This window comes from Luteibacter sp. KNZ12-1A, from assembly GCF_056755675.1.
Genome location: NZ_JBPGXU010000001.1, coordinates 47,881 through 61,506, shown reverse-complemented (window position 1 = coordinate 61,506; position 13,626 = coordinate 47,881). Strand labels below are relative to the sequence as shown.

Below are 13,626 nucleotides of genomic sequence, written 5' to 3'. Positions count from 1 at the left end.
CCTGCGATGAAAGATTTCCTGACCAAGCCGGCCGATAGCGAAACGGCTGCGAAAACCCCGGCCGCCGAGGCGGCGTCGACGGGCGCCTCGGCGCTGGCGGCGCAGGTTCAGGCCAGCCCGAGGTTGGTGGCGCAGCGCAGGCAGCTTCAGAGTTTGCGGCCGCCTCCCGGCGGCGGCCTGCCAGCGCAACTGAAGTCCGGCATGGAAGCGTTGTCGGGCATGGATCTTTCCGATGTTCGCGTCCATACCAACTCCAGCAAGCCTGCACAGCTCAATGCCCTGGCCCACGCCCAAGGCAACCACATCCACCTTGGGCCCGGCCAGGAGCGTCATCTGCCGCATGAAGCCTGGCACGTCGTGCAGCAACGGCAAGGAAGGGTGGCGCCAACGACCACCATGGGCGGCACAAAGGTCAACGACGATGCCCGGTTGGAAGCGGAAGCCGACAGGATGGGCGCGATCGCCCAGAGAATGCGAGTCGATGCCGCAACCACCCGCGAATACCAGGGCACCGCCGCGACGGGTGACGTCGCCCAGCTGCAAACACAGGTGGACTACGAATCGCAGAACTTCGCTTATCCCGTAAACGGTGGGACGAGGACGGAAAAGATCGGCAAGACCATGGACGCCTATCTGGATCCGGCGGATCCGATTCGTGGCGCGCCCACCGATGCCAAAGAGATCGACGGCCTGATGAAGTACCTGGCAGATGCTTATCCGGCTGGCTCGCGCGGCTGGCATCGTGGCCACTTGTTGAATGCCAAATTAGGTGGCCTGAATATTCCCAGCAACCTCGCCCCGTTTACCAACGCCATGAACACCGGTGCTCATTCGGTGATCGAAGACTCGGTCAAGCGCCTCGTCGGCATCGGCATTCCGACGCGCTACCTGGTGGCCTATTCGCTGACCGGGAACGCGCAAGCCGTGACGCCGAAATTGACCATGAAGGTGGAACCGGTTCCGATCGACGACGATCAACAAGAGGACCTGGATATCCGCGAGATCCCTCCTGTCCAGGAGTACACGATTTCCGCCAGAACGCTGGCGTTCAACGTGAACCGTCGGCCACGTTCGCCGCAGCCGGCCCAGCTGGGTCTGGGCGACGGCACGTCGTTGATCCCGGTCCAGGACGACTATTCGAAGTTCCAGGACCGGCGCATCCTCGAAAAAGGCTGGGGTACCCTCGAGCGGGAAACGCGTTCGGGCAAAAGAAAAGCCGCGGCGCTCAAGCCCGAGGACCGTCAGCGTGTGGAGCAGACGCTGGACGACAACGGTGGCAGTCTGTTCGCCGATACGGTGATCGGTACGGCGGCCTATACCACCGATTTCTGGCTGAGCTATACCCGCGGAAACCATGTCTATAAGCGTAGCAACCGCGATACCGTCAATGAAGCAATCCACAAGGTCACCCACGTTCGCGAATACGTCACCCTGGACGCCAACGATTTGCTCACGCAGCGGTTTGGCCAGAATCCACCGCAGCGCATCGAGTGGTTACAGCGGATCTACACCCGCGCCAACGGTAGCGAGGTCTGGTACATGCACGACGGCCAACTGGATACCTCCGCCTACGTGACGCTGAGTCCGGACGGCCAGGCAATCCTGCAAGATCACGGGCAGGCGGATCCGGGTCGATACACCCTTGCCCGGCAAATCTACACGCGACTCAACGGCGACCAGGTGTGGGAGAGCCACGACGGTGAGCTCAACGCGACCGCTTATGTGACCACCGATGCCGGCGGAGGCACCGTGCTGCGGGATCACGGACCGACCGTTCCCTGGCGGTACGACTTGATCCGGCGGCGCTATACACGCAGCAACGGCGACGAGGTATGGGAGAGCCACGATGGCGCGCACAACGCATTGGCCTATCTGACCACCGACGCCGGCGGACACAACGTGCTGCAAGACCACGGACCGCTTCTGCCCGACCGTTACCAGTCGCGTCTGGTCTATACCCGGCTCAACGGAAACCAGGTGCATTTCAGCCACGACGGTCAGACCAACGCCAGTGGGTATATCACGACCGATCCGAGCGGCTCCCATACCTTGCAGGTGCACGGGCAGATCAAGCCGTCGCGGTACGAGTCCATCAGGAAGATTTATATCCGCCAAAACGGCAACCAGGTATGGGAAAGCCACGACGGCGAGCTCAACGCGACTGCTTACCTGACCACCGATGCCAGCAAAAGAATCGTGGAATATCACGGCGATGAGCTGCCCGATCGATACGAACCCATCCAACAGTTGCAGGACCTCGGTAACGGCCTGGAGTTGTGGACTGCGTATGACGGCGCGACCAGCCAGATCGTGCAACAACAGTTCATACGAAGCTAGTCACGAGCCTGCAAGCACCCATGGCAGATGACGGCCAACCATGGCGCCAACGACAGCAGCGTCTACGCCTTCTACCTTGAAGGCGACACGCCAGGAGCCAACGACGTACGGTAATTGCCCTGCATCACAAGCAATACCTCGCCAAGTCCCCCGTCGTGCGCGGTGCTCCAGGCGGCGATCGCGATGGTGTTATCGCCGTGCTGGTTCAACAGGCCGGGTGGCAGCTCGAAGTCGGTCTGCGGCCCGACGTCGCTGATATAGCGACCGATCTGCCAGCCGTTGATGAAGACGATGGCGCGGTAGTGGTGTGGGGCGAGGTCGTGGATACGCAGCGCGATCGGCACGTCCTGCCCAGCGGGCATGTCCAGGTGGAAGGTCGTGCGGTACCAGTCTAGGCCGGGTTTGTCGGTGCCATGCGGCAAGGTGGTGGTCTTCCATCCTCCATCGGCGAATCCAGGCAACTGCCAGCCCATGCGTTCGCCGTACAAGCCGCCGGCATTGAACGGGCCGCGCACGGGATCGGGCAGGTCCTCCCCGCCGGCATTGCCCTGGATCTTCCAGTGGATATCGGTGGGGGCGCCGGCGAAGGTTGCCGAGATAAGGCCGCGCGGTTCACGGAAAGCGCCGTTGTGCTCTTCCTGTAGATGGCCGTGGTTGTCGACCAGTACCGAGATGACGTTGTCGCCGTCTTTCTTCAGCCAGGTCGGATCGATGGCGAACTGCTGCGCGCCGCTGGGGTTGTTGCCGAGGAAATGGCCGTTGAGCCAGGCGGTGAAGATGCCATGGTTACCCAGGTGTACCCCTGTGTTGGCGGACAGGCGGATGCCGATCTCCTTGCCGGTGGCGCGGAAATGCCCGCGGTACCACACGTTGCCGTGGTGGAAGCCGTAGGCATCGCTGTCGAGGATCGGCAACTGGTGGTTCCAGTAAGGGTTGGGCGAACTGGTGCGCTCGGTGGCGAGCCATCCGCTGTCGTTGAAGGATGGCGCGATCTCGGGCGCACCATCGCTGACGCGCCACTTATCGAGCCCGGGAAGCGATACGGGTACGGGGCCCTCGACGTGGGCGAGCAGGCTGGCGGAAGGTGTCGTCACCGCGTCGACCGGCGCGTTATTCCAGGAGAATCCGCGGGTGTCGGGAAAGCCGAACAGCTCCACGTCGCTCGCCTTGTCGGTATCGCCGGTCAGCGCGACCTTGTCGCCCGAGCGAACGGCATGACGTACGAGGTAGGGACCGCGAACCAGCACCGGACCATCCGCCGTGTCCAGTTGCCAGAAACGGGTCGCCGCCGCGTTGTCGCCGATCAGCAGGAGCAGCGACGTATCGCCCTGGTCGATCGCCACCCGCACCAAGCCATCGTGCCGGTAATTGAGCCGCAGTGAATGCGTGGCCGCGTCCCAATGCGTGGCGATGTCGCCTTCGATGACCCGGATCTTCGGCTCGGCCGAATAACGCAGCACCGTCTCGCCGTCTTCGCCGTGACGGCCATAGAACAGGGCGACATCGCGCCCGCCCAGCCGCAGCTGGGTCATCAGTTCCGACGTGGAGTACGCGAGGCTCTGCCTACCGAAGCGATAATTGGCGAGCAGGACCTTGGCGTCGCGCCCGTCGATATGGATCGCCGTGCCGGCCTGCTGCGGAATCGTGGTTTCGCCCGCGCCGGCCAGAGTGATCTTCAGATGCGTGGCATCGTCGGTCGTGTCCTTGGCCTCGGCATGACGCAGGAAATAGAAGCGCGTGCCATCATCGGGATTGATGCGTCCGGTGACCTGCAAGCGCCGGTTGTCCGGCACCGACGCACCCATCGCATCGGTACGGGCCAATGGAGCGACGGCACGCGTCATATAGCCGATGAGCTTCTGCTGGTCGTATTTCGGCGTGAGCTGGCGACTAGCGGTAATCGCAGCGCCATAGTCGTACGACGTATACACGCCCGGTGACGACAACCAACCCCAGTTGATGCCGCCGTAGGTCATGTAGAAGTTCTGCATTGTCGAACCGGCCGCCATGATCGACTCGTAGAACACGCGTTCGAATGCCGGACCGGTGAATGTACGGCAGGCCTCGTATCCCGGGCCTCCCCAAACGTCGAAGGCGCCGCCCTGGTATTCCGGGAAGAACAGGGGCGTGTGCGTCAGTTCCCGACGCTCCGCGCTGAAGTCGTAGATGGCGTTCCAGCGTTCCGGACGCGTGCAGTCGAAATCCAGCGGGTAGGAGTCCTGGCCGGGGACATCGGTGGCACCCAGGCCTTCGACGAAATTGCTGTTGTGGTTGCCGGTGAGTGGCACCGTGATGCCGTCGGCACGTGCCTTGTCCTCGAGATCCTGCATGTAGCGACGGGTGTCGTCGGACTCGTCGTAGAGTTCGTTCTCGACCTGATAGAGAAGCACGCTGCCGCGGCCGTCGGTGACCTGGTGGCGCGCGATGATCCGGTTGATCTGCGTCATCCACTCCCGGTACGCGGCGGTGTATTCGGGTGAATCGGAGCGGGGCTTGCCCGCCGTGGTCACCAGCCAGCCGGGAAAACCGCCCGCGTCGGTTTCCGCGTTGATGTACGGGCCCGGGCGCGCGATGACATGGATGCCGACGTCACTCGCCATATCGAGCAGTCGATCCACGTCGCGGATGCCGGAGAAGTCGTAGACGCCGCGCTTGGGCGAGTGGTAGCCCCAGTCGAAGTAGATTTCCACGGCATTGAAGCCCGCCGCCTTCATCTTCTGCAACACGTCGAGCCAGGAATCGGGAGAGGGCAGTCGCCAATAGTGGAATGAGCCCGACCAGATGTACGTGGGCTTCCCATCGATCACGAGCGAGTAACGGTCATAGGTGACGGTATGCGCGGGCGCCGCTACGGCGCTCGACGCAGCCAGTACCGCCAGCGCAAGGCCGGCCCAGCGAAACGAGATCATGCGTACCCCTCCGATCGACGACAGCCTGCCTTGCGGCATCGCGGAAGAATGGGTGAGTTTGGGTACTTATGCAAGTTTGAGGTATTTGTCCGTGGCGCGGGGCAGGCGGCTAAACGGCCGCCGAATCCGACAGCATCGCATCGGCGATATCCAGCCCGTGCCTAAGCCCGGCGTTCGGGCTCCGGTACGTACAGCGTGCACAGGCCTGCGATGAGCAAGCTGGCCCCGCCCATGCCGAGCGCCCAGATGGGCTGGTTGTGAAAGCACAGTCGCAACAGCAAGCCGAGGATGCTGGCGGCGAGCACCTGCGGAATCACGATGAAGAAATTGAAGATGCCCATGTAGACGCCCATCTTCGCCGTCGGAAGGTGGTCCGACAGCAGCGCATACGGCAGCGACAAGATCGAGGCCCAGGCGAAGCCGACACCCACCATCGAGGCGAGCAACCAGCGCGGATCGCGGATGTACAGGAACGACAGCAGGCCCACTCCGCCAAGGCACAGGTTCACCACGTGGCTGACGCGCAGGCCCCATCGGCGCACCATCAGCGGGATGACCACGGCGGCCAGCGCGCCGAATCCGTTGTACGCGGCGAACAACACACCAACCCAGTTGGCCCCCTCGTTATAGGCGTACGAGCTGGTATCGGCGGTCGCGTACATCGTCTGCGTCACGCCGGCGGTGGTGTAGATCCACATGGCGAACAGCGCGAACCACGAGAACAACTGCACCCCGGCCAGCCGCCGCATCGACATGGGCATGCCGTAGAGGTCGCCCATCACCTCGCGCAGCATGCCGCGGCTGCGACTGCGGCTGAGCCAGGTGAGCAGGAGGCCAAACGCGATCAGGCCGCCGGCCAGCAGGTAAACCTCCTTTTCCAGCACGAAATGCCTGATCGCGAACAGCACCGCGATACCCGCCAGCAGCAGTAGCAAGCCCGGCCGCCCAGCGCGTGATACATCCACCGATGGCCCCTCGGGCACGGTGTCGGTGAACGATTGCAGCTGCGCGGGTGGGTATTCGCGCGTGGTCAGCATGGTCCAGAGCACGGCACCCAGCAGTACCGCCCCGCCGACGTAGAACGCGTACTTCACCGTGTCGGGGATGCCGCCATCCGGCGCCACGTTGGCGACACCGGCCCGCGCGAGTACCCAGGGCAGGATGGAGGCGATCACGGCACCCGCGCCGATGAAGAAGCTCTGCATCGCAAAACCGGCGGGGCCTTGTCGCGTGGGCAGCTGGTCGCCGACCAAGGCCCGGAATGGCTCCATCGACACGTTGATCGACGCATCCAGGATCCAGAGCAATCCGGCGGCTATCCACAACGCCGGCGCGTTCGGCATCCACAGGAGGGCCAGCGAGGCGAACACCGCCCCTGCCAGGAAGTACGGCCGGCGCCGGCCCAGGCGGTTCCAGGTACGGTCGGAGTAGTGACCGATGATCGGTTGCACGATCAGCCCGGTCAGCGGCGCGGCGATCCATAGGGCGGGAATGTCATTCACGTCCGCACCCAGGGTCTGGAATATCCGGCTGACGTTCGCGTTCTGTAGTGCGAGGCCGAACTGAAGGCCGAGAAAGCCGAAACACATGTTCCATATCTGCCAGAACGACAGTGCGGATCTCTCCGTCATCGGCGGTCTGCGCTGTGGTTGATCCAGGTCATGGGTACCTCCTCCAGCGACAGTTATGTCATGGGCCGTCCGATCCCGCATGCTGCGGTCGCAGCATCGGGGCCCGCGGCCACCCTTGTAAAGCGGAGGGCTCTGGCGGCATAGTCGATCGACAGTGTGAGGACAGCGGAGAATCCATGCGGGTACGCCTCGAAGATGTGGCGCGCGCGGCGAACGTGTCGCCCAAGACCGTCTCGCGCGTGCTGAATGACGAGGCCAACGTCACCGACGCCACGCGGGAACGCGTGCGCGCCGCCATGGAGGCCATGGATTATCGTCCGCATCCGTCGGCACGCAGCCTGGCGGGCAATCGATCGTTCCTGGTGGCGATGTTGTACGACAACAACGATAACCCGTCCTCGACCTACCTGGCCGAAATCCAGGACGGGGTGCTCGAGGCCTGTGACGCGCACCGCTACAGCATGATGGTACGGCCGCTGCGCATGCGCGATGGCGATTTCATCCGTCGCTTCGATGCGTTGATTTCCGACCATCACCCCGACGGCGTCGTCCTGACACCGCCGATCACCGACTATGCGCCGCTGCTGAAACGCCTGCGTGAGCGCAACGTGCCCTATGCCAGCGTGTCGCCGCTGCGGCGGGGCAAAGCCCTGGGTGTGACGATGGACGAACAGCACGCCGCGCGTGCGATCGTGGAGCATCTGCTGGAACTGGGCCATCGGCGGATCGCCCACGTGGTCGGCATCGCCGATCATGGCGCCAGCCGTTGGCGGTTGGCCGGCTATCGCGAGGCGATGGCCGCCGCTGGCCTGGCCGAGGACCCGGCCCTGGTGGTGCAGGGGGCTTTCACGTTCGGCTCGGGTGTGGAGGCCGCGCGACAGTTGTTCGCACTGGCCGAGCGGCCGACGGCGGTGTTCGCCGCCAACGACGACATGGCCACCGGCGTGATGTGGGCAGCGGGTGAGTACGGCTTGAAGGTGCCGCACGACTTGTCCGTCTGTGGATTCGACGACACGCCCCTGTCGCGACAGTTGTGGCCGGCGCTCACCACCGTTCAACAACCCAGCCGCGAGATGGGGAAGATCGCCGCCGAGCAGTTGCTGAGCGAGTTGCGTGGTCACGGTACCGGCCGGCTCGTGCAACTGCCTTTCTCCCTGCAGATTCGCGGCTCCACCGCCATCGCACCGTAGGCCCCTGACGCCACGGAGCGGGACAGGGTCATGCTGCAACGCAAATTGACAGCGCTGTCATTCCTGCCAGGATGCGGCTCGGAAGCGTACCGCCGGTGCGCCAGCAGGGAGCTTTGCCGTGCCATTGCTGCAGCGATCGAGCCTGTTTTTACGAAGCATCCCCATGGCGCTGTCCTTTTGTGGAGCGTTACTCATGACCGTTCCTGCCATGGCTGGCGATGGCACCGTCGTTCATCCGGAGCGGTGGCCAAAAGGCGAGTCGCCGCTGCCGCCCGATCCGGCGATCGAATCCCGAATCCAGGCTCTGCTGGCGAAGATGTCGGTGGAAGACAAGGTCGGCCAGATGATCCAGGCCGACATCAAGTACGTGACGCCGGACGATGTACGCGAGTACCGCCTGGGCTCGGTGCTGGCCGGTGGCAACTCCAAGCCGCCCGGACAGCCGTTCCCTGTCGCCTCGCAGTGGCAGGCGCTGTCCGACGCGTTCTACCACGCGTCCATGGATACATCGCGCGGCGGCCTGGCGATTCCGGTGCTGTTCGGTATCGATGCCGTGCATGGCCATAACAACCTGGTCGGCAGCACGCTATTCCCGCAGAACTCCGGGCTAGGCGCCACGCGCGATCCGCAACTGATCCACGACATCGGTGAAGTGACCGCGAGGGAACTGCGTGCCAGCGGCATCAGCTGGACGTTCGCGCCCACGCTCACCGTGCCGCAGGATGTGCGTTGGGGCCGTTCCTACGAAGGCTATTCGCAGAACCCCGCACTGGTAGCGCAATACGCCGCGGCCGTGGTCGGCGGACTGGAAGGCAAGCCGGGTACTCCCGCCTTCCTCGACGCAGGGCATGTGATCGCTACCGCCAAGCATTTCGTCGGCGATGGCGGCACTCACAACGGCAAGGACCAGGGTGATGCCCAGGTCAGCGAGGAGACGCTGCGCGATGTGCATGCGGCCGGCTATGTGCCTGCGATCAAGGCCGGCGTGCAGGTGGTGATGGTCTCTTTCTCCAGCTGGAACGGAGTGAAGATGGCCGGCAACAAGTCGCTGATCACCGATGTGCTGAAGGGGCGGATGGGCTTCGATGGCATCGTGTTGGGCGACTGGAACGCGCACGGGCAAGTGCCCGGCTGCACCAACGAGGATTGCGCCGCGGCCTACAACGCCGGGCTGGACATGCTGGAGGCGCCCGACTCTTGGAAGGGGCTGTACAAGAACACCCTGGCCCAGGTGAAGGCAGGGGTGATTCCGATGAGCCGCGTCGATGATGCGGTGACTCGCATCCTGCGGGTGAAGATGCGTCTTGGCATGTTCGAAGCCGGTTCGCCGTCGGCCAATGCGTTGGCAGTCAGATCGGCGGAAGTGATCGGGAGTCCTTCGCATCGTGCGTTGGCGCGCCGTGCCGTACGCGAGTCGTTGGTGCTGTTGAAGAACAACCGGGGGGTGCTGCCGATCGATCCGCGCAAGCACATCCTGGTGGCCGGTGACGGTGCCGACAACATTTCCAAACAGAACGGTGGCTGGACGCTGACCTGGCAGGGCACCGGCCTGACCAACGCGAATTTCCCGGGGGCCACCTCCGTCTGGGCGGGTCTCCAGGCACAGGTGAAGGCGGCTGGCGGCAGTGCCGAGTTGGCGCTGGACGGCGATTACAAGCAGAAGCCCGATGTCGCTATCGTGGTGTTCGGCGAAGACCCTTACGCCGAGTTCCAGGGCGACCTGCCGAACCTCGCATACCGCCCGGGCAACGACCGCGACCTCGACCTGCTTCGCAAGCTGCATGGACAGGGCGTTCCCGTGGTTGCGGTATTCCTGACCGGCCGTCCGCTATGGGTGAATCGCGAGATCAACGCCGCGGACGCCTTCGTCGTGGCGTGGCTGCCGGGCAGCGAGGGCGAGGGTATCGCCGATGTGCTGCTGCGTACCGCGGACGGCCGCATCGCACACGATTTCCAGGGCAAGCTGGCCTATGCGTGGCCGCGTAATGCGATACAGGTACCGGTCGCGGCCACCGCACGAGGTGAGCGTCCGCAGTTCCCCTATGGCTTCGGCCTGACCTATGCCGATCGTGGAAACACCGGCGCGTTGCCCGAGGATGCCGGCGTCGCACTGAGTTCCGGGCAGGCCGGCGTCTACTTCACCCGTGGCAAGCCGGCACAGGATTTCGTGGTGCGTCTCACCGGCGCGAACGGCAACACCGTGAATGTCGCCGCCATACCGGCCGCCACGCCAGACGGCAGCCTGCGGATCAGCGCGCTCGACTACAAGGCGCAGGAGGACGCGCGCAGCCTGACCTGGTCCGGTACCGGTGCCGCACGTATCGAACTGGTGGCGCCCGCGCCGCTCGATGTGGAACGCGAAACCAACGGCGACGTCTTGCTGGTGACCACGTTGAGGATCGATGCGGTGTCGCCAGGGGATACGTCGACCGTCGGCATCGGCTGCGGTGCAGGTTGCGGCGGCCAGGTATCCGTCGGCCCGCAGCTTTCCGCCTTGCCTAAAGGGCAGTGGTTGCGCGTGGGTGTTCCGTTGAAATGCTTCCGCGACGCCGGTGCGAACATGAGCAAGATCGATCGGCCCTTTGAATGGTCCAGTCATTCCGGCGGGCAGGTCGCTATCACCGACGTGTCACTGGGCACGGTAGCGGACCGAACGTTGACGTGCCCGACGCACGGCGACAAGCCATGACGCTTGTCTTCTTGGTTCGGATGCCGGGATGTTTATTTGCTTTGCACCATTATCAGGTAGTTGGAAGGCCCGGCAAGCGCCGCTCCGGGCCGTGCGGCATGAGTTTGTAATGCGTTGATGACGTGCTGCCATGCGGCAAGCATTCATCGCTATGGCGCTCTATCATCCAACAATGACAGCGCTGTCATTCTGGGTATGGGCGCCGTGGGGAAGTAGGGAAATCTTTGTCATGGCCGACATGTGCGGCGGACAACACTTATCCGAACGACTGTTGGGGAGAGCCAGATGAATCTGCATCGCAAGTTGTTGTATGTCGCCATGTCGCTCGCGTTCGCTCCGGGCACGCTGCTCGCGGCAGACCAGGACACGACAGCGCAAAATCCGGCGTCCAGGAATCCAGGGGCCGCTGACAAGAAAGTACAGAACCTGGATGCCGTGTCGGTCACCGCGACCAAGCGCGAGACGCCGCTTCAGAAGACGCCGGTGGCGGTCACGGCGATCACGGTCGACACGCTCGACAGAGAGCGCGTGATGACGGTGCAGGACCTGACCAAACTGGTGCCAGGCCTGCAAGGCACGTCGCAGGGCGATCATGGCGTGGTGACGCTGACCATGCGCGGCATCGGCAACGACAGCGCCAAGACCGAGTACGCCGACCCGGAAGTGGCCACCTTCGTCGACGGCGTGTATGCGCCACGCGCCGAGGCCGCGTCGGGCCTGTTGCTGGATATGGATGGCGTCGAAACGCTGCGCGGTCCGCAGGGCACCCTTTGGGGTCGCAACTCCACCGCCGGCGCCATCAGTTTCCAGACGGCCAAGCCGGATATCGGCGCGGGCTTCTACGGCAATGCGCAGGTCGAAGCGGGCAACTTCAACCAGAGCGGTGCGCGCGCCGCGTTCAACCTGCCCATCAGCGACACCTTCGCCATGCGTGTCGCCGTGGTGCACCAGCAACACGATGGCTACGTCGATTACCAGAAGCCGTCGGGCCAGTTGCCCACGGTGGCGCAGCAGCAGCAGGCGTATCTCGCTTCGCCCATCTCCGGGGGCTCGCTGGCCAACTTCAAGCCGATCGACCCGGGCCAGTACGTGCAGGGCGGCGACAAGTACAACTCGCAGGATCAGTCCGCCGCGCGCGTCAGCGCGTTGTGGCAGCCCAGCGACGCATTCAAGTGGAACCTGTCGTACGAGTATTTCCGCGATCGCGGCACGCCCAGCCTCAGTCTGATGCAGACGCCACGCCAGGGGCAGGATTTCTGGTCCGCGCTGATCGACACCGCGCCGTACCTGGACCGTACGTCCCATACGGTGCGCAGCCGCATGGACTGGAACATCAACGACGGCGTGCAGCTCAGCTACATTGCCGGCTACAACAAATACTCCGGCAAAAGCGACTTCGACCAGGACGTCGGTGTCAGCGTGCCTACCAGCTTCACCACCAATGGCGTCTACCAGGACGACCGCACCAACGATTCCAACTACAAGAGCTGGAGCCAGGAAATCAACCTGAAGTCCGTCGGTCCGCAGACGGTGGACTGGATCCTCGGTGCGTACTACGGCTACGAAGACAACGACATCCGCTTCGACATCCCCATCATGAACGGCACGCGCTACGGCACCGTGAGCTGGCAGGGTTCCTTCATCCAGCCGAAAGAGACGGTGGAGTCGTACGCGTTGTTCGGCCAGGCCACCTGGCATCTCAACGACCATTGGCGCCTCACCGGAGGCGTGCGCTGGTCGCATGACGACAAGGAGAACAAGGGCGGCATCAACTGGGGTTGGAACTACGATCCGAACGTGCCGCAGGTGCCGATCTCTCCGGACGTGTATCCGGACCCGTCGAACGGTTTCAACATCTCGCAGCGGAACAGCGCCAAGTACAGCAAGAGCAAGCCGACCTGGCTGGTGCGCCTGGATACCGACGTCGGCGAGAACGGCTTGCTCTACGCCAGCGTGTCCACGGGCTACAAGTCCGGCGGCACGCAGGACGCGGGCACGCTGTACAAGCCCGAGACGCTGACCAACTATGAAATCGGCAGCAAGTTCACCTTCTTCGATGGCCACATGACGTGGAACTCGGCCATCTATTACGAAGACTTCAAGAACTTCCAGCTTTCCGCGCCCATCGTTTATCCCGATGGCAACCACGGCCTGGGCTTCTCCAACGTGGGCGGCAGCACCAAGGTCTTCGGCATCGAGTCGGAACTGGCTTATCAGCAGAAGGACGATCGCTTCAACCTGATCTTCTCTGCCATTCCGAAGAAGGAGCTCGGCAGGCTGGTCTATGCAGGGTCCAACGACTACCAGGGCCTGCCGGCATGCCCGCCGGAGTCCAACCTCGCCAACTGCATGAACGTCACCGGCAACGACCTGCCGCATGCACCGAACATATCGCTCACCGGCATCTACGAGCACACGTTCCACCTTGCCAACGGCGGACGCCTCACGCCACGCGTCAGCGCGCAGTACCAGAGTTCGCAGTGGCTGAGCTACTTCAACCTGGGGTCGGGCGACCGGCAGAAGGCGTATACGCGTGGCGACGTGTCGCTGCGTTATAGCGAGCCGGGCGACAAGTGGTGGGTCAACGCGTACGTGCAGAACGTGTCCGACGAGAAGACCCGCACCAGTGCCGGCCGGTTCCAGATGTCCGACGGCTCGCTGCAGTACGTGTCGCAGTACCTCGCGCCGCGCACCTACGGCGTCCAGGTCGGTGTGTGGTTCTGACGTGATGCTTGGCGGCCCCCATGACGCACCTGCCGCCTGAGGTTTGCCGTTCTGCCGGCGACGCTCGGAAGAGCGTCGCCCATTCTCCCCGTGAATGGCGTTTTTGCCGGGTCCGCGTGGGGCGGCCCGGCAGTTCTTTCCGGGAC

The 13,626-nt window shown here is 63.8% G+C and carries 6 protein-coding genes; 4 read left to right on the top strand and 2 right to left on the bottom strand.

Going from position 1 to position 13,626, the window contains the following annotated elements; translation table 11 throughout:
- Nucleotides 1-6 precede the first annotated feature (6 nt).
- Entirely contained in the window at nucleotides 7-2,337 is a 2,331-nt protein-coding gene (locus tag ACR9ZJ_RS00180; protein WP_481286427.1) for an eCIS core domain-containing protein, read from the top strand.
- Between the two features lie 71 nt (nucleotides 2,338-2,408).
- Here the strand turns inward: ACR9ZJ_RS00180 and ACR9ZJ_RS00175 are convergent, their stop codons facing one another.
- Together ACR9ZJ_RS00175 and ACR9ZJ_RS00170 are read right to left on the bottom strand one after the other, a co-directional pair.
- Nucleotides 2,409-5,246 (bottom strand): beta-galactosidase, encoded by a 2,838-nt coding sequence (locus ACR9ZJ_RS00175; RefSeq protein ID WP_481286426.1) that lies wholly within the window; start codon nucleotides 5,244-5,246, stop codon nucleotides 2,409-2,411.
- 161 nt (nucleotides 5,247-5,407) lie between these two features.
- Nucleotides 5,408-6,877 carry an MFS transporter gene (locus ACR9ZJ_RS00170; RefSeq protein WP_481280387.1) on the bottom strand — a complete coding sequence of 490 codons (1,470 nt, stop codon included), beginning with the start codon at nucleotides 6,875-6,877 and terminating at the stop codon, nucleotides 5,408-5,410.
- A 176-nt stretch (nucleotides 6,878-7,053) separates the two neighbouring features.
- Between ACR9ZJ_RS00170 and ACR9ZJ_RS00165 the strand changes: the two genes are divergently transcribed.
- From ACR9ZJ_RS00165 to ACR9ZJ_RS00155, 3 genes are all read left to right on the top strand, one after another.
- Nucleotides 7,054-8,067, top strand: coding sequence for a LacI family DNA-binding transcriptional regulator (locus tag ACR9ZJ_RS00165; RefSeq protein WP_481280388.1), 1,014 nt, complete (start codon nucleotides 7,054-7,056; stop codon nucleotides 8,065-8,067).
- Nucleotides 8,068-8,260: 193 nt separating this feature from the next.
- On the top strand, nucleotides 8,261-10,756 hold the full coding sequence (locus ACR9ZJ_RS00160) for a glycoside hydrolase family 3 protein (RefSeq protein ID WP_481286425.1): 2,496 nt from the start codon (nucleotides 8,261-8,263) through the stop codon (nucleotides 10,754-10,756).
- Between the two features lie 285 nt (nucleotides 10,757-11,041).
- A complete protein-coding gene (locus ACR9ZJ_RS00155) occupies nucleotides 11,042-13,480 on the top strand; it encodes a TonB-dependent receptor (protein ID WP_481280390.1) in 2,439 nt (812 codons plus the stop codon).
- The last annotated feature ends 146 nt before the right edge of the window (nucleotides 13,481-13,626 follow it).